The following is a 19,487-nucleotide window of genomic DNA, read 5'->3' as shown; positions in this document are numbered from 1 at the left end:
CAAACACGGATGGCTACAGGGCTTACAACGACGAACTTCCAAAAGTAAAACACATTGTTAGCAAGCTGTATACACGGCGTATTGAGCGTACACATCTGACACTGCGTAACCGATTGCAACGGCTCAATCGCAAGACGCTCGTATATTCAAAATCATCCGAAATGCACGACAGGATCATCGGTACTTACATCGAACGCGAGTACTACGTTTGATGCTACATCAACTCATTGAATACACGACCCGATATTGTGTGTGCTGCGGTTATTTATGTCATAGGGCCATAGGTGCCGCAGTGGGACGTGTTGAGGCGCGGTACTGGAATGCGCCACCTTCTACCTGAAAGGCGCTCATCAGCTCCACCAGATGGCGCGCCTGATCGTTCAGGCTCTCTGCCGCTCCGCTGGATTCCTCCACCAGCGCCGCGTTTTGCTGTGTGACCTAATCCAGTTGGGTGATGGCATCATTGATCTGGTGAATGCCAGAACCCTGCCCCCGAGTGGTGACACCAATCTCATCAATCATATCTGCCACATGACGCGACTGGCGCACCAATTCATCGATGGTTTCTCCGGCATCGGTGACCAGCTTCGAGCCCGTTTCTACGCGGCTAACGCTATCCTGAATCAGCGTTTTGATCTCTTTGGCCGCCGACGCCGAGCGCTGTGCCAACGAACGGACCTCACCTGCCACCACTGCGAAACCACGGCCTTGCTCCCCGGCACGAGCCGCTTCTACCGCCGCGTTCAGGGCCAGAATGTTGGTCTGGAAGGCAATCCCTTCGATCACGGTGATAATGTCGCTTATTTTATGGGAACTGTCGCGAATCTCGGTCATGGTGTGCACGATATTGTCCACCGTTTCTCCGCCTTTGGCGGCGGTGCTGCTAGCGGTGTTGGCGAAGTCGGTAGCGGAGCGTACCGTATCAGTGTTTTGCTGCAACGTCTGGCTGATCTGTTCCATCGAAGCCGCCGTTTGTTGCAGGCTGGCAGCCTGCTCTTCGGTACGCTGGCTGAGATCGGTGCTGCCTGCGGCGATTTCACTGGCACCGATCGAGATAGATTCGCTGCTTTCCCGCACCTGAATCACCGGTTTTCTCAGGCTGTCACGCATGTGGTTCATGGCGGCCAGCAGGCTGCTGTTGTCCGCGTCGGCGAGCGTTACCGGAACGGCCAGATTACCCTGCGCAATTTCTTGCACCACCTGCATGGCGTATAGCGGTTCTCCGCCCAGCAACTTTTTGATGTGGCGGGTGATGAACTAGGCTATAACGGCGGCTAACAGGGCGGAGAGGGCTGCCAGCATCAGCAGGCTGTTACCATCCTCTTCTGCTTCAGCCACGGCGTTGGTCGCTATCTGGGCAGTGAGATATTTTTGTAGTTGGATCATGGTATTGAGGTTGCAAAACATGGCAGTTTGCACCGGTTCCAACTGACCTTTAACCAGTACTGCTGCTTCTGCCTGACGATCTGTCAGCGTCATGCCGATCGCTTCACGTCCCAGTTTGGCAAAGGCGAAGCGATTTTGCTGAAGTTCACCCAAGATGGCGCGCACTTCTTTCGCATGCAGATTAGCTTCCAGTTTCTCCACTAACTTACCGTTTTGTGCGCTGGTTTTTTCAATCAATGCCTGGCTGTCGCTCAGCTCTTTTTTGTCCGTCATCAGCAGCATACGCAGCGTGGCTTTAATGGTGACGTTCAGGTTGTCTTTCAGTTCCTGTAATACAAACAGGTTATTCAGATGCTGTTTGGCGAGGCTGTCGGTGGTTTGGCCCAAACCGGCAAGATGCATGCTGCCAAAACCCGCGACCAGCACACCGATAATAATCACGGCAGCGAACCCACTGCCGAGTAATGTTTCCAATTTGATGTTGCGCATGCGCTGCATATGTTCCCCATTTTTTTCGAGTTTGTCGGTAAAGCTGGTTCGCCTCTGCACGACATAAGAAGAGGTGAGTCACCCTGGCATTGCTCATTGCGTCCATTCACGAGAACGGTGTTGCGAACGCACAGTTATCTTTATGCTTGCATCATCAATGGGTTATTTACTTTATTATTCGTTTGCTGTGTGATTTCACGCGGTAAATGAGTAAAAAAACAGATGATGTCTTTGGTATCGGAACCCCGTTGGTAAACATTTATCCAGAACCACTATATGGGCCACAAATCTTGTCGGTAATTCTGCTACGCGAGCGTGACAGGCAGGGTGTCATGCGGTTGTCATCGTTTGGTTATCTTGCTGTCATGCTTCCGTGCCATGCTACCCCTAGACCAAGAAACGCACCCCCCCTTTGCACAGGTGCTCACCTTTATGGCAGGAGACAGGCATGTTTAACGCGCTTAAAACACGGACGCTGCGTTATGCGGCAGTTCTGGTGGCGCTGATGTTGGCGTATCAGGCTAACGCCAACGCGGTGACCGAGATCCCTTTCTGGCATTCGATGGAAGGCGAACTGGGAAAAACGGTGGATTCACTGGCAACGCGTTTTAACCAATCGCACCCCGATGTCAAAATTGTGCCGGTTTACAAAGGCAACTATGAGCAGAGCCTAGCGGCAGGGATTGCTGCTTACCGCACCGGTAACGCTCCCGCCATCCTTCAGGTGTATGAAGTGGGTACCGCCACGATGATGGCGAGCAAGGCGATAAAACCGGTGTATCAGGTATTTAAAGATGCTGTGATCGACTTTGATGAGAGCGTGTTTGTGCCGACCGTCTCCGGTTACTACGCCGACGCGAAAACGGGACACCTGCTATCACAACCGTTCAACAGCTCAACCCCGGTGCTTTACTATAACAAAGATGCCTTCAAAAAAGCCGGGCTGGACCTGGAACAACCACCGAAAACCTGGCAGCAAATTGCAGAGTATACTGCCAAGCTGCGCGCGGCAGGCATGAAGTGCGGCTACGCCAGCAGCTGGCAGGGTTGGATCCAGATTGAAAACTTCAGCGCCTGGCATGCTTTGTCGATTGCCAGCAAAAATAACGGCTTCGACGGCACGGATGCGGTACTGGAATTCAACAAGCCGACGCAAATCAAGCATATCCAACTGTTGCAAGACATGAACAAAAAAGGGGACTTCACTTACTACGGCCGCAAGGATGAGTCGACCGAGAAGTTCTACAACGGCGATTGCGCCATTACCACCGCGTCTTCCGGTTCGTTTGCTAACATCCGCGCTCACGCCAAATTCAACTATGGCGTAGGAATGATGCCGTATGACGCTGAGGTGCCGAATGCGCCGCAGAACGCCATTATCGGCGGTGCCAGCCTGTGGGTGATGGGCGGTAAAGACGATACCACTTACAAAGGCGTTGCGCAGTTTATGCAATTCCTGGCGCAGCCGGAAATGGCCGCCGAATGGCACCAGAAGACCGGCTATCTGCCGATCACCACCGCCGCGTATGAGTTGACCAAGCAGCAGGGTTTCTATGAGAAGAACCCCGGTGCTGACATTGCGACGCGTCAGATGCTGAACAAGCCGCCGTTGGCTTTCACCAAAGGGCTGCGTTTAGGCAATATGCCGCAGATCCGTACCGTCGTGGATGAAGAGCTGGAAAGCGTCTGGACCGGTAAGAAAACGCCGCAGCAAGCGTTGGATACGGCGGTTGAGCGCGGCAACGTGTTGTTACTTCGCTTCGAGCAGTCCACTAAGTAAGGTTACAGGCACTTTCTTGTCATTTCCGCCTGTGCGGGAATGACAGAGGGCGGCAGATGTCGCTTTGTTTTCCCCTTCTTTGATTGAGTATGTGGCATGACCTCATCCCGCCCTGTCTTTGGCCGTAGCTGGTTACCTTATGCGTTAGTGTTTCCCCAACTGGCTATCACGGTGATTTTCTTTATCTGGCCCGCTGGTCAGGCATTGTTGTGTTCCACGCAGCGTATTGATCCCTTTGGTCTCTCCAGCGAGTTTGTCGGTCTGGAAAACTTCCGCCATCTGATGAGCGACAGTTACTATCTGGACGCGTTCTATACCACCATGGTGTTCAGTTCGTTGGTAACCGTGTGCGGTATGAGCGTGTCGTTACTGCTGGCGGCGTTGGTGGATTATGTGTTACGCTGCCACAGCCTTTACCAAACCCTGTTTATTCTGCCTTACGCGGTGGCTCCGGTGGTGGCAGCCGCGCTGTGGATGTTTTTATTCAGCCCCGGCGGATTAATCACGTATGGCTTAAGCCTGTGGGGTTATGACTGGAATCACGCCACCCACAGTGGCCAGGCGATGTTTCTGGTGGTGCTGGCGTCCATCTGGAAGCAGATAAGCTATAACTTTTTGTTTTTCTTGGCCGCGTTGCAGTCCATTCCGCGCTCTCTGGTGGAGGCCGCGGCCATTGACGGTGCAGGTCCGGTGCGCCGTTTCTTCAATTTGGTGCTGCCTCTGATTTCTCCGGTTAGCTTCTTTCTGCTGGTAGTCAATCTGGTTTATGCCTTTTTCGACACCTTTCCCATTATCGATGCCGCCACTGCGGGCGGGCCTATGCAGGCTACGACCACCCTGATCTTCAAAATTTACCGTGAAGGGTTTGCCGGTCTGGATCTTTCCAGCTCTGCGGCGCAGTCGGTGGTGTTGATGCTGCTGGTGGTTGGCTTGACAGTCCTTCAGTTCCGCTTTGTGGAACGCAAGGTCAATTACTAAGGGGTGCACCGATGATCGAAAATCGTCGCTGGCTGGATATCTTCAGCCATTTGATGCTGATAGTCGGCGTACTCGCCATTCTGTTTCCGCTCTATGTCGCCGTGGTGGCTGCAACGCTGGACAATCAGGCGGTGTTTCAAACGCCGATGACGCTGCTCCCCGGTACCCAACTGTGGGATAACCTGGTGTATGTATGGCACCACGGTGCCGGTTCGAACAACGCGCCGTTCGGCAAGATGCTGTTCAATAGCGCCGTGATGGCGTTAGCCATTACCTTCGGCAAAATTACCGTCTCCATTCTCTCTGCTTACGCCATTGTCTACTTTCGTTTCCCGTGCCGCTCGCTGTTCTTCTGGATGATTTTTTTGACGCTGATGCTGCCCGTGGAAGTGCGTATCTTCCCGACGGTGGAAGTGATTGCCCATTTGAACATGACGGACAGCATGACCGGTTTGACTCTGCCGCTGATGGCCTCGGCTACCGCCACCTTTCTGTTTCGGCAGTTTTTTATGACGCTGCCGGATGAACTGATGGAGGCAGCGCGCATTGATGGTGCCAGCCCGATGCGTTTCTTTTTCGATATGGTGTTGCCGCTCTCGCGTACCAATCTGGCGGCGCTGTTTGTGATTACCTTTATTTACGGCTGGAACCAGTATCTCTGGCCGCTGCTGATCGTCAACGACGTCAACCTTGGCACCGCGGTGGCTGGGTTGAAAAGCATGATCGCCTCTGGCGATGTCGCCACCCAGTGGAACCACGTGATGGCGGCGATGTTGATGACGTTGTTGCCGCCGCTGTTGGTGGTGCTGTTGATGCAGCGCTGGTTTGTGCGTGGTCTGGTGGATAGTGAGAAATAAGACGATATGGCAGGTTTAAAACTTCAGGCCGTCACCAAATCCTATGACGGTAAAACACAGGTAATTCAGCACATCGATCTGGATGTGGCGGACGGTGAGTTTGTGGTGATGGTGGGGCCTTCTGGCTGTGGTAAATCTACCCTGCTGCGCATGGTGGCCGGATTGGAACGCACTACCAGCGGGGATATTTATATCGATGGCGAACGGGTGACCGAGCGGGAACCGAAAGATCGTGGTATCGCCATGGTGTTCCAGAACTATGCGCTGTACCCGCACATGAGCGTCTATGAAAACATGGCTTATGGACTGAAAATCCGCGGCTTTGGTAAAGCGCAAATCCGCCAGCGTGTTGAAGATGCTGCGCGTATTCTCGAACTTCTGCCGCTGTTGCAGCATAAACCGCGCGAGCTTTCCGGCGGGCAGCGTCAGCGTGTCGCCATGGGCCGTGCTATCGTGCGCGAGCCCGCGGTATTTTTGTTCGATGAGCCGCTCTCCAACCTGGATGCTAAACTGCGTGTGCGGATGCGTCTTGAGATCCAGCAACTGCATCAGCGGTTACGCACCACCAGCCTGTATGTCACGCACGATCAGGTGGAAGCCATGACGCTGGCAGAGCGCGTGATTGTGATGAACAAAGGGATTGCCGAACAGATTGGGCCGCCGACGGAAATTTATCGCCGTCCTGCCTCGCTGTTCGTCGCCAGTTTCATAGGCTCCCCTGCCATGAATCTGTGGGCCGTGCGCATCAGTGATGACGGCACACAGTTTATGTTCAGCGCGGAGTTCGTCTTACCGCTACCAGTGGCAAAACCCGCATGGAGCGGTCGGGCATTGACGTTGGGCGTCAGACCGGAGCATATTCAGTTGACCACGCGTGAGGCGGGTGGCATACCGCTATTGCTGACCACCCTTGAACTGCTGGGCGCGGATAACCTGGCGCACGGTGCATGGGGGGAACAGCGGGTAGTGGTGCGCCTTTCCCACGAACAGTGTCCGGTACGCGGCGACACCTTGTGGCTGACTCTGCCAGCGCAGGCGTGGCATTTCTTTGATACTGAAAGCGGATTGCGGGTGGAATAATGGAAAAACAGTGGCCTTATCCGGCAATTGTCGCCCATCGCTGCGGCGGCTCATTGGCACCGGAAAATACGCTGGCCGCCATTGATGTGGGGGCGCAGCACGGGCATAAAATGATCGAGTTTGATGCCAAGCTCTCTCAGGATGGCGAAATCTTTTTGCTACATGATGATACGCTGGAGAGAACCACGAACGGCTGGGGCGTGGCGGGTGATTTGCCCTGGGATAAACTGGTGGGTTTGGATGCGGGGGGGTGGTACAACCAACAATTTGTTGGTGAGCGCTTACCTCTGTTATCTGACGTGGCGGCGCGCTGCAAGCAGTATGGTTCAGCGGCCAACATCGAGATCAAACCGAGTACCGGACAAGAAACACTCACCGGTCGCATCGTCGCGCAGGCGGCGGCACAGCTTTGGCGCGATCACCCGATTGAGCCGCTGCTCTCTTCTTTCTCTGTTGAAGCACTGGCTGCCGCACAGCAGGCGGTGCCAGCGCTGCCGCGCGGGCTGTTGCTGGATGAGTGGGAAGAGGACTGGCTGCGTCTGACGCGCGATCTCGGCTGCGTCTCCATTCACCTCAACCATGAACTGCTGGATGCGCAACGGATGGCGCTGCTGAAAGCGTCTGGGCTACGCATTTTGGTTTATACCGTGAACGCACCAGCGCGTGCGCGTGATTTGCTGGCCTGGGGCGTTGACTGCATCTGTACAGACCGGATAGATTTAATCGGCGCGGAGTTTTTCGCCGGCTAAATCCACCCATATCCCCTGAGCGATGCTCAGGGGAAATAATAATTCGTCTAACAAGCCGGTGATTGCGCGCCTTTCCGTATGTGCGAGATTGCCTGATGTGTCCGGACTTGTTAGTGGGTGCTTACATTATTCAGGCTACCTGGCGCTGCTGAGTGAGGCATTGAAGGATTACCCTATGCCCCCCTTTGTACTCTCCTTTTGGCACCAGGTGGTGATTTCACTATACCGCTGTTTGTATTGATTATTCTTGTCTACAGCCTGATCCGGTTTGCCAAATGGCCTACCGCGTTCACCGATGGCGTCAGCCGCTTTGTCTTCTCTGTCGCCCTGCCAGCCATGCTGTTCCGCATGATGAGTGATTTCTCCAAACGACCCCCGGTGGATGCCCGATTGCTGATCGCGTTTTTCGGTAGTTGCCTGATCGTGTTCGTGATTGGCCGTATCGTTGCCCGCAAGGTGTTTGATTTGGACGGCGTCTCCGGCTCGGTCTTTGCGCTGAGCGGTATCTTTTCCAACAACGTCATGCTGGGGTTGCCGCTGGCGACCACGATTCTTGGCGAAGAAGCGGTGCCTTCCGTGGCGCTGATGTTGGTGTTTAACGGCCTGATTTTGTGGGCGCTGCTCACCGTGTCGGTGGAGTGGGCGCGCAACGGCTCACTCTCAGTGCAAGGATTTGGCAAAACGGCGGTCGGGGTGCTGAAAAACCCGCTGATTATCGGCATGTTGTCCGGCACGCTGTTCAGCCTGACCGGATTCTCCCTGCAGGATTTTGTCGATCAACCGGTAGGGATGCTGTCACAGGCGGCAGTGCCGCTTTCGCTGATTTCACTCGGTATGGTGCTGGCAGAATACCGGGTGCGTGATAGCTGGCAAATCAGCGCGGTGGTGTGCGTACTTAAACTGCTGGTGCAGCCTTTGGTGATCTGGGGGCTGGCGGTGATGCTTTGTCTGCCGGAAATGGAAACACGCGTGGTGGTTCTGCTGGGCTCAATGGCGGTAGGGGTTAACCTCTACCTGATGTCGCGGCAGTTTAACGTGCTGGGCGGCACTGACCACGCCGTTGATTCTGGCGCTGATGGGGGTGAGTCTGTAGCGGATCAGTAGCGGGGCTGGTTTTGCTGCTGCGTCCGCTGCTGATTTTGCTGGAGCTGACGCAGCAACTCTTGTTGTTGCTGCTCGCTACGGCGCTGAATGTCCTGATTCAACCGCTGTTGCTGCAACTGCCGGTTCTGCTGCATTTGTTGTTGCTGGGTGGTGAGCCTTTGCGTATTTGCCTGCGTGCCCAGCGACACCAAGGCCAGACAAAATATCGGAATCAGATAACAGGTCATGATATGTACCTCCTGTATACAGTGTACGCGTCTGGCCGAAAAACGTCGCGGCATGTTGTCTGAATTCCTGCTTCGGGGCAGGGGCGGCGTGTTATATACTGGCGGCCTGAAAACGCTTTTGTTGACCTATTCTCATGTTTCATATTGCGCTCTATGAGCCACAAATTGCCCCGAACACCGGTAATATCATCCGTCTGGTTGTCAATAATGGCTGCAAATTGCATCTGATTGAACCAATGTGCTTCGATCTGGATGAGAAAAAGGTGCGCCGCGCCGGACTGGATTATCACGATCTGGCGAATGTCAGCCGCCATAAAAATTATCAGGATTTTCTGGCTGCCGTAGCCGGTCAGCGCATTTTTGCCTGCACCACCAAAGGCAGCCGTTCTTACGATCAACCGGACTATCAGCCGGGGGATGTACTGCTGTTCGGTTCGGAAACTGCCGGATTACCGGATGCGATTCGTAACGGTTTTACGCCGGAACAGCGTATTCGCATTCCCATGCAGTCGAATAATCGTAGTCTCAACCTCTCGAATGCAGTTGCCATCATCAGCTACGAAGCGTGGCGGCAAAACGGATTTGGCGGCGGCAGCTAACGCGCCTCTATTTACTGAACACTGCTCTTTCTGGCGGCGGATTTACGAGAAACACCACATTACCACGGTAATACGCTGAGGCGGTCAATCGACGCTGCCAGCGTTCGTCCCATTGCCCGTGCTGTACCAGGCCGAGAAGGAAGGGAATTTGCAGTTTCATCAGTGCGGGCAGATACTCAGCATAGCGTGTTACCGTCGAGCGGCCCTGATAAGTCTGTACCACCAACTCATCGATAACGCCGCCCAGCCGATTAAGCGCGCCGACATCCCCGGTTTTAGCCCAGTCCAACAGCCCGGTGACTCTGAGCTGTGTATCGGCGGGCAAACGCTGGCGTAGGGTTTGTATAAATTTCACGTAGCGAGCCAACTGATAACTGCGGGCATCAAAATCGATCTGGATACCCTTCACCTTGTTACCCAATGCGCGCCAGCGTGCCTGTGCTTTCAGCATACGGTTCAGGTGGTTATCCGAAAGATCCAACATGGTAATGCGGTAGGAGAGCCACAGGTTGTCTACCCGCAGCGCGCTAGCCGGTAACCCTTGACGTAAAAACACGGTTTTCCCCTGACGGCGGGCGATTTCACCCTGATGCAGGTAGAGCGTGTGTGCCTGATGTAGCACAGGCTGCGGTTTGACGGCCGCCCATAACCAAAAATCCTGGTAATGGGCGGCGTTGACGCGTTCAGCATGGGCGACGTTCGTGAACAGAACGCAGGTGACTACCAATAATATTTGAGCTGCGTGGCCCATTGGCTGCCTTTGAATTCGGTTTTCAACTTGGTAAACCAGGCTTTGCGCGTTGCCTTGCTGATCTCTTGTGTGCCGCAACCGTTCATACCGCTGGGCGCATAGCAGTAGATAGCGTGATAAAGTGCGTAGCTTTTGTCTTCCGGCGGCGCCTGCGGATCGGCAATCACTTTCAGATAAGGATCCAACCGGGAATAGGCTTTCCCGTTGAATTGGCTGGGTGTGTTGGTTAACGCTTCCAGCTGATTGCTCTCACCCCAATCGAATCCGACCTCATTACCGGTACGGAAAAAGAACTCCCCCAGACAATTGGTGGCGTGAGCGTCATTCGGCAGTTTATTTAACGTGGATACCACCGTGATCAGCGCCGGGCATTGATACCCCCTCTTCGGTATCGCTGCCATCCCAGGTGAAGGCGGTGAGGTCTTCCATATTCCAACTGGCGTTTTCTGCGCTTTTTAATGGCGCGATGGTGCGAAACAGCTCGCTGTCTTTAAGATAGGCAGCATAGTCAAGGTGTACCAGCGATTGGGTCAGCAGCGTGTGCAGTGCCACGGCGCGTTCTTCATGGGTTTGTTGTTCGCCGGTTTGCTGGCGCAGCAGGTAGGCATTTGCAGCACTTTTCAGCACCGCAGAGCGGAAACGCAATTTTTTGACCGGGCTGTCAGGCGCAAAAATAGCCTCAGGGTGGCCTGCTTTGACCAGCGTTTCTACCAGCGACAGTTGCAGATACTGTTGCTGCGTTTCGTTGGTTTTCAACGTCAGCAGATGTCGCCAGTGCGTTTCTGCCGCCTGCCAGCCGTGTTCGGCCTCTAGCGCCAAACCGCGCGGTACCTGGAGGCTGAAGTCGGTGGTGTCCGTCAGATCCTTGCCCGTTCCTTCCGGAATCAACGCCAGCGTGGCCACCGCATCCCGCTGCTGATAATAGTGGAAGGCGGCGTGCAGATAGCGATACTGCTGCTGCATACCTGCATCGTCAAACATCGCCCGCTGTGCGATCAGTTCAGCTTCTGATAACGCGGGCCACTGCATCCAGCCTTTGTCACTGCGCAGCTGTTTAAGATCTTGCACCAGCATCAGCAACGGCGCGTCTGGTGTTTAAATAAAACTGCTGCTTTCCAGCAGGTTATTGTCGATTTCGTTATTGATGGTCTGCAACGCATCTAGGTCTTTTTGTGCGGCAATCACACGCTGATAGCGTGCAGACAAGGCATTTTCATCGCCGATTACCCGGTAGGCGCGCCGATAAAGCACACGGGCAGAGTCGGCATAGCGGCCTTTCGGGTAGGCTTGCAGATAGGCGTCAATACGTTCGACTGCGCCTCGTCCCTGTTCCTTGTCCGCCTTATCGACATTGAACACGTTGCATTCATCCAGCGCATTTTCCATCGCCTGATTCAGCGACACGCGAATCAACATGTAGCGCGCGGTTTCGGCCACCCACGGCTGGTTGGCCGTGGTTAGCGACTGAAAACCACTGTTGGCCTGTTCAAACAGACCCTGATAAAAGGCCACCGCGTTAATCAAATACTGTTTGAGCTCTCCGGCATGGCCATCCGCAGGCAGCGTCGCGAGATCGCGAGTCATGGTGGCTAACGTGCTGGCGGAGGAGAGCATGTTGATGCGAGCTTGTGCCAACTGGATGCGCTGCGGTTCGGTGAATTGGGTATCTGCCAGCAGCACATCAAAAAAGGCTTCTACTGCGCTGGTATCGTTGGAGATATGACGTCCTTCATTTTCCTCCGGCGCCAGCGTATCCATCTGCGCTTGCACCTAGGGAGGAAGGTTTAGCTGTTTAGCCTTGGCGGCCAGCGGTGAGGGTTGATTCGCACTGTCCGCCGAGGTGTCGTCCTCGCTGGTATCACTGGCAGTCAGCCCCATGACGCGATAAGCAGTAAACGGATTCACGCGGGTTCGTGTCTGATTGGGCAATGGTTGTGGCAGTGGAAGGGCCAAATGATGGCGGCTGCTTTGCAGCAGGATCAGATTGACGCGGGTGTCATTATTGGGCTCCAGATAAGGCAGGGCCGCATTCTGCATAGGAAAATCCGCATACGTCATCACCTGAACTCAACGCCTAGCCGCTGAAAAGAAGTGCAAGTGCGCCAGCCAATAAGGAAACACCTTTCATTATCACTTCCTGTTTGACGGACAAGGAACAAAGCGGTCGCACCACGCTTTGCTCAAACTAACTGCCCTGATAAATAGCGGAAAATAACGCTCACTTTACTGAAGGAGCAGCAAAACACAACAGGCAGATGACTGAAATTCGAGTCACGGCAGGCTTCTGTTGACCGTGATTGTTTGCATCTGCCCGCTGACGTGATGCGACTGAACGTGCCGCCCTCCTGCAACTGGAATTATTTAGGGTATAAACATGTTTAGCACTATTTCGCTAACAATATACCCGTATGAGGTATATTGTTGACAAAATCAGGGGAAGTGTTATCCCCTCACCGACAAGGCATATATCGACGCCTTTTAACGGAAAATCTAAGGATAACAACGAAATGACTAATGCAAGCGATCCTCTCTCATTGCACCTTCCAATCAGCGGTATGTCCTGCGCGGCCTGTGCTGTGCGTCTTGAGCGCGTGTTAAACCACTTGCCGGGGGTGGAAGCAAATGTCAATTTCGCCAGCGAGCGTGCGCGTGTTCGGCTGCAAGGGGAAAGCAGCACGGTGCAGGATGTGGTCGCGGCGATACATAAAGTCGGCTTTGACGTTGTTGAACAGACTCTGGCGTTGGAACTTTCCGGCATGAGCAGCGAACGCTGTGCCGAACGTATTCAGGCGGCACTTGAAGCACTACCGGATGTACATGCGACGGTACTGTTTGCCAGCAGCAGAGCCAGTGTTCGCTATCGCCCCGGCGTGGTTAGCCCGGAACAGATGGTGCGTGCGGTTGAGCTGGGTGGCTTTCAAGCCCATGCCGTCGAGGGCGGTCAGCGTTGCGAAGAACGTGCACGACGCGAACGCGCGTGGCAGCGTGAACGCAGGGAATTTCTGATTGCGGCCGTGCTCACGGTGCCGCTGATGGCGGAAATGGTCGGGATGTTTTTCGGCAGCGTGCATCTGCTGCCCGGTTGGCTGCAAGCACTGCTGGCAACGCCGGTGCAGTTCTGGAGCGGACGCCATTTCTACCGCCGTGCCTGGAGTGCATTACGCAGCGGCACCTCCAACATGGATGTGCTGCTCACGCTAGGGACCAGCGTGGCCTATTTGTTCAGTCTGTTCACGTTGCTGACCACGCCGCACGGTCATCTCTATTTTGAAGCCAGTGCCGCGATCATTACGCTGGTACTGCTGGGCAAGCTGCTGGAAAGCAGAGCGAAAACCAAAACCGGTGCCGCCATTGAAGGTTTGCTAAACCTGCAACCGCCCATCGCACATGTGGAGGTGGACGGTGAAATTGAAGATCGCGATGTAGCCAGCCTGCACAGCGGCGATATCTTTGTGGTGCGTCCCGGCGAGAGTATTCCTGTTGACGGCGTCATTCTCGATGGCCTCTCAGAGGTCAATGAATCGATGCTCACTGGTGAGAGTGTACCTGTGGTGAAAGCGGTGTGTGCCGAGGTGTTTGGCGCGACTCTTAACCAAAGCGGTATGCTGCGTGTCAAAGCCACCGGTGTGGGAAGCAATACGGCGCTGGCGCGTATCATTCGTATGGTCGAAGACGCTCAGGGCTCAAAAGCCGCAGTGCAGTGGTTGGCAGATAAAATCTCGTCGGTGTTTGTGCCGGTGGTGGTGGCGATCGCACTGCTCACTTGGCTGACACACTGGTTTATCAGCGGGGATTTGGCCTCCAGCCTGGTGAGTGCGGTAGCGGTGCTGGTGATTGCCTGCCCCTGTGCGCTGGGGTTAGCGACGCCGACGGCGATCATGGTGGGTACTGTGCAAGGGGCGCGTGCCGGTATCTTGTTCCGCGATGCCAATGCATTAGAGCAAGTGCAGCGTTTGCAGGTACTGGTACTGGATAAGACTGGCACCATCACGGAAGGTAAGCCTTCGGTCAGTGACGTACTGCCAGAAGCTGCAGTGGCCGACGCTGAACTGCTGCGCGTCGCACTTTCTCTCGAACAGTATTCTGAGCATCCACTCGGGCAAGCGCTGGTGCAGCATGCGCGGGAAGCCGGTGTGGAAGCCGTCGAGGTGAGTGCGTTTCAGGCGGTGATTGGCCGGGGGATAAAAGGCGAGGTTGCCGGTGAAAACTGGCTGTTGGGGTCACCGCGTTTTCTGGCTGAAAATGATATCGTGCTCGATCAGGCGCAGATTGCCAAACTGGAAGCCCAAGGAAAAACGGTGATTGCCGTGGCCCGCGCTGACCTTCTATTGGGGTACATTGCGCTGGCAGATAAGGTGCGCGACGATGCACGTACCGCAATCGCCGATCTGCAACATCAGGGGATTGAGGTCATGATGTTGACGGGGGATAATCCTCGTGCGGCGGCGGTGATTGCCAAACAGGTGGGGATCACCAACGTGGTGGCTCAGGTGCTGCCGGAGCACAAAGCTGCGGAGATACAGCGCCTTCAGGCCAATGGACGCTGTGTGGGTATGGTGGGCGACGGTATCAATGATGCGCCTGCATTGGCAGCGGCAGATGTAGGATTCGCCATTGGCGCGGGCTCGGACATTGCGCTGGATACGGCGGACGTGGTGCTGATGCGTAACCGCCTTGATAGCCTGCTGGATGCCATCAGCCTGTCGCGCGCGACGCTCGGTAAGGTGAAACAGAACCTGTTTTTTGCGTTTTTCTACAACGTGCTGAGTATTCCGCTGGCGGCGTTGTCGTTACTGAATCCGGTTATTGCCGGGAGTGCCATGGCGCTCAGTTCGATTTCCGTGCTGAGCAATTCACTGCTGTTACGTCATTGGAAACCGACTCGGCGTGACTGATATTCTGAGCCTTCCGGCTCCGCACGGTGTCATACAATGTGAAATGGAGAGTATTTTATGTCCTATGTTACAATCAACGTCCAAGGTATGTCCTGCGGCGGCTGCGCCAGTAAGGTCAAGAACGCGCTGGAAGCGCTTAATGGGGTTCAGGGTGTGCAGGTCACGCTGGAAACCGGTCTGGTAAACGTGGAGTACAATGAGACAGAAAAAGCCAACCCAGACGCCTTCCGCGACACTGTCGAAGGACTCGGCTTTGACGTCGCCGCGTCATAAGTGCGAGTTTTGTGCAGCTGCCACTGAAGCGGCCAGTTCAGCCGATGAATCGGATGTTCGCCGTGTGGTTCAGCCGCGTAAAAAAGCGTTGCTGAACCGGCTCAACCGAATTAACGGTCAGGTTAACGGCATCGGTCAGATGATCGAACAAGACCGTTATTGCGTTGATATCCTCAATCAGATTTCTGCGGCGCGTTCTGCGCTTAATGCTGTTGCCAATCAATTGCTGGCCGATCACACCAACGGCTGTGTGCGTAAGGCGGTATTGGACGATGGTGGGGAAGCAGTGATCGCGGAACTGCTGCAAGTGATTCAGCGTATGCGCTAGCGGGGCGGCGCAACGCGCCGTACCCCACGAGTATAGCTGCGCTTAGCGTTCGTTCAGCGGTAGCCAGATGGTCAGACGTAACCCCCCTAACGAACTGTCTCCTGCTTTAACCCAGCCTTTATGTTGCGTAATCGCATTCTCCACAATCGCCAACCCTAACCCCGTACCGCCCGACGCCCGATCGCGCGCCTCATCGGTGCGATAGAACGGGCGGAATATTTGCTCGCTATCTTCCGGATTAATGCCGGGGCCATCATCGTCAACGTTAATGGTGATTCCTTGATTATCAACGGAAAAGGCGACGCAGATATGGGTGTTTGAGTAACGCAGGGAGTTGCGCACCACATTTTCGAAAGCGCTTTCCAGTGCGGAACGGTTGCCGAACAGCGGCCAGGGGCCGGGTGGATAGGGCACGTCCAGCGTTTTACCCATTTGCTCGGCTTCAAAGCGGGCGTCATCCAGCACGTCTCCCCACAGTTCGTCGGCGCGGATATATTCACGCCCCAACTCGTTCTTGTGCTGGTTGCGCGATAACACCAGCAGGTCGTTGATCATGCTGTCCAGCCGTTGCGTTTCGGTTTCAATGCGGTTCAGCTCGTTGTTTTCACCCTGACGACGGCGCAGCAGCGCGGTAGCCAATTGCAAGCGTGTCAACGGTGTGCGCAGTTCATGGGAAATATCAGAAAGCAGACGTTGTTGCGCGGTAACCATGCGTTCCAGCGCGCTGACCATTTGGTTAAAGCTGACGCCAGTGGCGAGGAACTCTTGCGGCCCTGCTTCCAGCTCGGGGTGTTGACGTAGGTTGCCTTGCGCCACTTTATCGGCCGCAATTTTCAGCTTACGCGCAGGTTTTGCAAGGCTCCAAGCCAGCCAAAGCAACAGCGGTGTGCTGATAAGCATAGTGACAATGAGTAACAGCAGCGGGCGGTCCAGTAGCAGATTGATGAAATCGGACTGTGGGCTGTTTGCCATGCGGATCAGATAAACCTGGTAATTATCCTCACCGTCGCGCACGGAAAACGGTCCGAGCAGTTCTAGCCGACCATAATTTTTCTTCTGCGGATGGTCGGCATTATCAGACTGGCCGATAAAGTTACGCACAATCTGCATTTCGGTTTTTTGCAGCGTACCGAAAATGCGCCCTTCACTTGTGACGAAAACCAGACGTTGCCCCGGCGGTGACCATTTTTCGATCACGCGAAACAAGCGTCGCCACCAAAACAGGTCGTTAGGCGGATCGGCGGCAAGATCGGCTTCGATATGCTGTTCCAGCATCACGCCCTGACGATACTCGTTTTCCAACAGCGCCGTCATCTGACGTGAGTCCAGCTTGGGCAACATCAGCACCAGCATTAGCACCAACGCCAGCGTCAGCCAGAAAATGGCGAAAATGCGCGAAGTCAAACTGTCGATCATGCCGCAGATACCTATTTTAACTTGTTGATACCATTAAATAACCGCGTCCTCGCAGCGTCTTGAACCAGGGTTGTCCGTCTTTACGCTCCGGCAGCTTACGTCGCAGATTGGAAATGTGCATGTCTATCGCACGATCGAACGGCGTCAGACGTTTACCCAGCACTTCCTGACTAAGATGCTCGCGCGACACCACTTGTCCCAACCGCTGCGCCAACAGGTAGAGCAGCGTGAACTCGGTGCCGGTGAGATCCAGCACTTCGGTGTCGAAGCTCGCTTCCTGGCGCCCAGGATTGAGGCGCAAACCGTCCACTTCAACGGTCGGTGAACAGTTATCCGTGGTTTGCTGCTGCTCGGTCCACGATGAGCGGCGTAAAATGGCGCGAATACGGGCCACCAGTTCACGATCGTTAAACGGTTTAGGCAGATAATCATCCGCCCCCAGTTCCAGCCCCAGAACGCGATCCAGTTCGCTACCGCGCGCGGTTAGCATGATGACGGGCGTCTGATGCTGCTGCCGTACCTCTTTCAAGGTATCGATGCCGTTTTTATTTGGCATCATGACGTCCAACAACAGCAAATCTACCGTACTGTCCAATACGTTCAATGCCTGTTCGCCATCGTGGGCAACGACAACGTTAAAACCTTCCATTTCGAGCAACTCTTTCAACAAAGCGGTGAGCTCTTTGTCGTCATCCACCAACAGAATCTTGTTCATGATTAGGCTACCTCCAGGGGCAAAATACGCCATAGATCGACGCTATTCCATGACGTTACGTAGTCTTACATCCTCTGACGCATGTTTGCAGCAAGGTGTTTAGACTTGTGTTCATTTATTCACAGATTGGCGCATTGTACCGGGGTGTGATAATGCTACGGCGCATAATTTCGTTGCTGATGTTCGGTGTCGTTAACGCATCAGTAGCCGATAGCGATAGTGCGTCACTGCCTGGTTGGCACCTTGGCGATGCAGCCTTGCGAAACGCCATCAGTCAGCGCGGTCTGTTTGACGGTGTGAAACTGACGGAACAACAGCGTCAACACTTGCGTGACCTGATGCAACAGGCAAGGCAAGATGCGCCCGTGCTGCACTTAAATGATATAGAAAAAATGCACACTTTGGTGACCGCAGATAAATTTGATGAAGCGGCCGTCAGAAAACAGATTTCGCAGATGATGCAAGCACAGGTTGAACGCCAGATAGAAATGACACGTTTGCGCAATCAAATGTATAACTTACTGAATTCTGAGAAAAATAGTTATTGAACAGCGTTATCAACAGCGAATGAACGAGATGCGGCAGCAGTTATCCCAAGCCAAGCTGAAGCCTCCGTGTCCCCCCTGTGGGGCGCTGAACAGTGAACCAAATCCCTAAGTAACCCTGTAGTGAGTAGTGAGTAGTGAGTAGTGAGTAGTGTGTAGTGTGTAGTGTGTAGTGTGTAGTGTGTAGTGTGTAGTGTGTAGTGTGTAGTGTGTAGTGAGAGTAGTAACAAGTTGATTTCCTTGCCATAGACACCATCACTGTCTTTTGCCCGTCATGATGACGGGCTTTTTTTTGCTGTTTTTTAGGAAAAGGCTTTCAAAAACAGTGGGGTGTTAGGGAACGAAACGCCATATAAAACCATTAAATTCATCCCTCTAAACAGTGATTACGCCTGCGTTGGCACCTAAAATCCGCGCTGTTCTTCGATTAACTGCTTAAAAAAAGTACCACGTCTCGCCTCGATCCATCGTAGAATGTGATCTGTTTCACAGATTTTTGTCGATGTAGGCGCTGCCTTTGGCGTAGCCCGGCCATTTTTCTGTTCACGTGCAGCGTTCGATGCCGCTTCCTGCGGCGCGACGCGCTGCCGATTTTCTTTCTACGTTGTTGATATCTGGTAGTGTGCAGCCCATGACCCTTTCATCCCGTTCGATAGCATGGTTTCGTGTTATCAGCCTCGCTATGGCGGCCTTTATTTTTAATACCGCTGAATTTACGCCCGTTGCCTTGTTGTCCGATATTGCCGTCAGTTTTTCGATGAGCGCCGCACAGGTCGGGTTGATTATCACGATTTATGCCTGGGTGGTGGGCACCATGTCGTTGCCCTTTATGCTGGCATGCAGTGATATGGAACGGCGGGGACTGCTGATCAACGTGTTTATCCTGTTCGCCGTGTGCAACATAATTTCCGGTTTGGCCTGGAATTTCTGGGTGCTGGTGGCGGCGCGTATCGGTGTGGCGTTGGCACATGCCATTTTCTGGTCAATTACAGCCTCGTTGGCGGTGCGTTTGGCACCGCCGGGCAAGAAAGCGCAGGCGCTGAGCCTGTTGGCAACCGGCACCGCGCTGGCAATGGTACTGGGCCTGCCGCTCGGTCGTCTAATCGGGCAGTACATGGGGTGGCGCGTCACCTTCAGCGGTATTGGCGTGGTGGATGTTGAGATTCTGCTGGTGTTGGGCTTTGTTGAATAAATCAGAACTTGTAACGACTGCGCCCCATACGGGTCGATTGTTACGTGATGCGAATACTGTTCGGCATTCCTAATAGCGTGATCCGGTTAAGCGCTTTGACCATGGCCATGGCTTCACCCACCT

The 19,487-nt window shown here is 54.3% G+C and carries 22 protein-coding genes and 3 pseudogenes; 13 read left to right on the top strand and 12 right to left on the bottom strand.

Annotated features, from left to right (window positions below; genetic code table 11):
• On the top strand, window positions 1-212 hold a 212-nt coding region (locus QZ506_RS09185), incomplete at its 5' end, for an IS1 family transposase (protein WP_291970560.1).
• A gap of 58 nt (window positions 213-270) precedes the next feature.
• Here the strand turns inward: QZ506_RS09185 and QZ506_RS09180 are convergent.
• Genes QZ506_RS09180 through QZ506_RS09170 form a run of 3 tightly spaced genes read right to left on the bottom strand, consistent with a single transcriptional unit; the run spans window position 271 to window position 1,935 of the window.
• Window positions 271-414, bottom strand: a complete 144-nt coding sequence (locus QZ506_RS09180; protein ID WP_291970558.1) for a hypothetical protein — start codon at window positions 412-414, stop codon at window positions 271-273.
• Between the two features lie 24 nt (window positions 415-438).
• Complete coding sequence (locus tag QZ506_RS09175) at window positions 439-1,206, bottom strand: methyl-accepting chemotaxis protein (protein ID WP_291970556.1); 768 nt, start codon at window positions 1,204-1,206, stop codon at window positions 439-441.
• Between the two features lie 51 nt (window positions 1,207-1,257).
• Window positions 1,258-1,935: an MCP four helix bundle domain-containing protein gene (locus tag QZ506_RS09170; RefSeq protein WP_291970554.1), complete on the bottom strand. Its 678-nt coding sequence runs from the start codon at window positions 1,933-1,935 to the stop codon at window positions 1,258-1,260.
• Between the two features lie 388 nt (window positions 1,936-2,323).
• Between QZ506_RS09170 and ugpB the strand changes: the two genes are divergently transcribed.
• From ugpB to QZ506_RS09140, 6 genes and pseudogenes are all read left to right on the top strand, one after another.
• A complete protein-coding gene (ugpB, locus tag QZ506_RS09165) occupies window positions 2,324-3,655 on the top strand; it encodes a sn-glycerol-3-phosphate ABC transporter substrate-binding protein UgpB (protein ID WP_291970552.1) in 1,332 nt (443 codons plus the stop codon).
• Between the two features lie 96 nt (window positions 3,656-3,751).
• Entirely contained in the window at window positions 3,752-4,633 is an 882-nt protein-coding gene (gene ugpA / locus QZ506_RS09160; protein WP_291970550.1) for a sn-glycerol-3-phosphate ABC transporter permease UgpA, read from the top strand.
• A gap of 11 nt (window positions 4,634-4,644) precedes the next feature.
• Window positions 4,645-5,490 (top strand): sn-glycerol-3-phosphate ABC transporter permease UgpE, encoded by an 846-nt coding sequence (gene ugpE / locus QZ506_RS09155; protein WP_291970548.1) that lies wholly within the window; start codon window positions 4,645-4,647, stop codon window positions 5,488-5,490.
• Window positions 5,491-5,496: 6 nt separating this feature from the next.
• Window positions 5,497-6,570 (top strand): sn-glycerol-3-phosphate import ATP-binding protein UgpC, encoded by a 1,074-nt coding sequence (locus tag QZ506_RS09150; RefSeq protein WP_291970547.1) that lies wholly within the window; start codon window positions 5,497-5,499, stop codon window positions 6,568-6,570.
• Window positions 6,570-7,319 carry a glycerophosphodiester phosphodiesterase gene (gene ugpQ / locus QZ506_RS09145; RefSeq protein WP_291970545.1) on the top strand — a complete coding sequence of 250 codons (750 nt, stop codon included), beginning with the start codon at window positions 6,570-6,572 and terminating at the stop codon, window positions 7,317-7,319. The genes QZ506_RS09150 and ugpQ overlap by 1 nt, the downstream gene beginning before the upstream one ends.
• A gap of 175 nt (window positions 7,320-7,494) precedes the next feature.
• Window positions 7,495-8,412: pseudogene (locus QZ506_RS09140) on the top strand (AEC family transporter).
• A gap of 4 nt (window positions 8,413-8,416) precedes the next feature.
• On the opposite strand, the gene QZ506_RS09135 reads toward QZ506_RS09140, so the two are convergent.
• Entirely contained in the window at window positions 8,417-8,650 is a 234-nt protein-coding gene (locus QZ506_RS09135; protein WP_291970543.1) for a hypothetical protein, read from the bottom strand.
• Between the two features lie 134 nt (window positions 8,651-8,784).
• Between QZ506_RS09135 and QZ506_RS09130 the strand changes: the two genes are divergently transcribed.
• The gene (locus tag QZ506_RS09130; RefSeq protein ID WP_291970541.1) at window positions 8,785-9,249 is read left to right on the top strand and encodes a tRNA (cytidine(34)-2'-O)-methyltransferase; all 465 of its coding nucleotides are present in this window, start codon (window positions 8,785-8,787) and stop codon (window positions 9,247-9,249) included.
• A 7-nt stretch (window positions 9,250-9,256) separates the two neighbouring features.
• Here the strand turns inward: QZ506_RS09130 and QZ506_RS09125 are convergent, their stop codons facing one another.
• The 5 genes from QZ506_RS09125 to QZ506_RS09105 are packed head-to-tail and all read right to left on the bottom strand — an operon-like array spanning window position 9,257 to window position 12,037.
• A complete protein-coding gene (locus tag QZ506_RS09125) occupies window positions 9,257-10,000 on the bottom strand; it encodes a DUF3142 domain-containing protein (RefSeq protein ID WP_291970539.1) in 744 nt (247 codons plus the stop codon).
• On the bottom strand, window positions 9,970-10,353 hold the full coding sequence (locus QZ506_RS09120) for a hypothetical protein (protein ID WP_291970537.1): 384 nt from the start codon (window positions 10,351-10,353) through the stop codon (window positions 9,970-9,972). The genes QZ506_RS09125 and QZ506_RS09120 overlap by 31 nt, the downstream gene beginning before the upstream one ends.
• Window positions 10,334-11,074 carry a hypothetical protein gene (locus QZ506_RS09115; RefSeq protein WP_291970536.1) on the bottom strand — a complete coding sequence of 247 codons (741 nt, stop codon included), beginning with the start codon at window positions 11,072-11,074 and terminating at the stop codon, window positions 10,334-10,336. Before QZ506_RS09115 ends, QZ506_RS09120 begins: the two co-directional genes overlap by 20 nt.
• 21 nt (window positions 11,075-11,095) lie before the next feature.
• On the bottom strand, window positions 11,096-11,758 hold the full coding sequence (locus QZ506_RS09110) for a hypothetical protein (RefSeq protein ID WP_291970534.1): 663 nt from the start codon (window positions 11,756-11,758) through the stop codon (window positions 11,096-11,098).
• A 12-nt stretch (window positions 11,759-11,770) separates the two neighbouring features.
• Window positions 11,771-12,037: a hypothetical protein gene (locus QZ506_RS09105; protein ID WP_291970532.1), complete on the bottom strand. Its 267-nt coding sequence runs from the start codon at window positions 12,035-12,037 to the stop codon at window positions 11,771-11,773.
• Between the two features lie 470 nt (window positions 12,038-12,507).
• On the opposite strand from QZ506_RS09105, the gene QZ506_RS09100 reads away from it, so the two are divergent.
• Genes QZ506_RS09100 through QZ506_RS09090 form a run of 3 tightly spaced genes read left to right on the top strand, consistent with a single transcriptional unit; the run spans window position 12,508 to window position 15,496 of the window.
• Window positions 12,508-14,895 carry a heavy metal translocating P-type ATPase gene (locus QZ506_RS09100; RefSeq protein WP_291970530.1) on the top strand — a complete coding sequence of 796 codons (2,388 nt, stop codon included), beginning with the start codon at window positions 12,508-12,510 and terminating at the stop codon, window positions 14,893-14,895.
• A 57-nt stretch (window positions 14,896-14,952) separates the two neighbouring features.
• A complete protein-coding gene (locus QZ506_RS09095; protein ID WP_291970528.1) occupies window positions 14,953-15,168 on the top strand; it encodes a heavy-metal-associated domain-containing protein in 216 nt (71 codons plus the stop codon).
• Window positions 15,149-15,496 (top strand): metal-sensitive transcriptional regulator, encoded by a 348-nt coding sequence (locus QZ506_RS09090; protein ID WP_367272993.1) that lies wholly within the window; start codon window positions 15,149-15,151, stop codon window positions 15,494-15,496. Before QZ506_RS09095 ends, QZ506_RS09090 begins: the two co-directional genes overlap by 20 nt.
• Before the next feature lie 42 nt (window positions 15,497-15,538).
• On the opposite strand, the gene cpxA is transcribed toward QZ506_RS09090, so the two are convergent.
• A complete protein-coding gene (cpxA, locus tag QZ506_RS09085; RefSeq protein ID WP_291970526.1) occupies window positions 15,539-16,912 on the bottom strand; it encodes an envelope stress sensor histidine kinase CpxA in 1,374 nt (457 codons plus the stop codon).
• A gap of 16 nt (window positions 16,913-16,928) precedes the next feature.
• Window positions 16,929-17,627, bottom strand: coding sequence for an envelope stress response regulator transcription factor CpxR (gene cpxR / locus QZ506_RS09080; RefSeq protein WP_291970524.1), 699 nt, complete (start codon window positions 17,625-17,627; stop codon window positions 16,929-16,931).
• A 152-nt stretch (window positions 17,628-17,779) separates the two neighbouring features.
• Here cpxR and QZ506_RS09075 point away from each other — a divergent pair, with 152 nt between their 5' ends.
• The gene (locus QZ506_RS09075) at window positions 17,780-18,175 is read left to right on the top strand and encodes a Spy/CpxP family protein refolding chaperone (RefSeq protein ID WP_291970521.1); all 396 of its coding nucleotides are present in this window, start codon (window positions 17,780-17,782) and stop codon (window positions 18,173-18,175) included.
• Window positions 18,176-18,803: 628 nt separating this feature from the next.
• Window positions 18,804-19,325 (top strand): annotated as a pseudogene (locus QZ506_RS09070) (MFS transporter); the annotation flags it as partial.
• A gap of 79 nt (window positions 19,326-19,404) precedes the next feature.
• On the opposite strand, the pseudogene QZ506_RS09065 reads toward QZ506_RS09070, so the two are convergent.
• Window positions 19,405-19,487, bottom strand: a pseudogene (locus QZ506_RS09065) (lipoprotein); the annotation flags it as partial.

The organism is Candidatus Symbiopectobacterium sp. (assembly GCF_020054415.1).
Classification (GTDB): Bacteria; Pseudomonadota; Gammaproteobacteria; order Enterobacterales; family Enterobacteriaceae; genus Symbiopectobacterium.
The sequence above is the reverse complement of the archived record's forward strand: the minus strand, read 5'-3'. Positions and strand labels throughout refer to the sequence as shown.

Excerpts from the sequence above, each read along its gene's own strand:
- cpxA (WP_291970526.1), bottom strand. The coding sequence starts at position 16,912 with ATGATCGACAGTTTGACTTCGCGCATTTTCGCCATTTTCTGGCTGACG.
- QZ506_RS09095 (WP_291970528.1), top strand. The coding sequence starts at position 14,953 with ATGTCCTATGTTACAATCAACGTCCAAGGTATGTCCTGCGGCGGCTGC.
- QZ506_RS09100 (WP_291970530.1), top strand. The coding sequence starts at position 12,508 with ATGACTAATGCAAGCGATCCTCTCTCATTGCACCTTCCAATCAGCGGT.
- QZ506_RS09150 (WP_291970547.1), top strand. The coding sequence starts at position 5,497 with ATGGCAGGTTTAAAACTTCAGGCCGTCACCAAATCCTATGACGGTAAA.
- ugpB (WP_291970552.1), top strand. The coding sequence starts at position 2,324 with ATGTTTAACGCGCTTAAAACACGGACGCTGCGTTATGCGGCAGTTCTG.
- QZ506_RS09135 (WP_291970543.1), bottom strand. The coding sequence starts at position 8,650 with ATGACCTGTTATCTGATTCCGATATTTTGTCTGGCCTTGGTGTCGCTG.
- ugpE (WP_291970548.1), top strand. The coding sequence starts at position 4,645 with ATGATCGAAAATCGTCGCTGGCTGGATATCTTCAGCCATTTGATGCTG.
- QZ506_RS09105 (WP_291970532.1), bottom strand. The coding sequence starts at position 12,037 with ATGCAGAATGCGGCCCTGCCTTATCTGGAGCCCAATAATGACACCCGC.
- QZ506_RS09110 (WP_291970534.1), bottom strand. The coding sequence starts at position 11,758 with ATGGATACGCTGGCGCCGGAGGAAAATGAAGGACGTCATATCTCCAAC.
- ugpA (WP_291970550.1), top strand. The coding sequence starts at position 3,752 with ATGACCTCATCCCGCCCTGTCTTTGGCCGTAGCTGGTTACCTTATGCG.
- QZ506_RS09175 (WP_291970556.1), bottom strand. The coding sequence starts at position 1,206 with ATGCAGGTGGTGCAAGAAATTGCGCAGGGTAATCTGGCCGTTCCGGTA.
- QZ506_RS09075 (WP_291970521.1), top strand. The coding sequence starts at position 17,780 with ATGCTACGGCGCATAATTTCGTTGCTGATGTTCGGTGTCGTTAACGCA.
- QZ506_RS09130 (WP_291970541.1), top strand. The coding sequence starts at position 8,785 with ATGTTTCATATTGCGCTCTATGAGCCACAAATTGCCCCGAACACCGGT.
- cpxR (WP_291970524.1), bottom strand. The coding sequence starts at position 17,627 with ATGAACAAGATTCTGTTGGTGGATGACGACAAAGAGCTCACCGCTTTG.
- QZ506_RS09125 (WP_291970539.1), bottom strand. The coding sequence starts at position 10,000 with ATGGGCCACGCAGCTCAAATATTATTGGTAGTCACCTGCGTTCTGTTC.
- ugpQ (WP_291970545.1), top strand. The coding sequence starts at position 6,570 with ATGGAAAAACAGTGGCCTTATCCGGCAATTGTCGCCCATCGCTGCGGC.
- QZ506_RS09115 (WP_291970536.1), bottom strand. The coding sequence starts at position 11,074 with ATGCTGGTGCAAGATCTTAAACAGCTGCGCAGTGACAAAGGCTGGATG.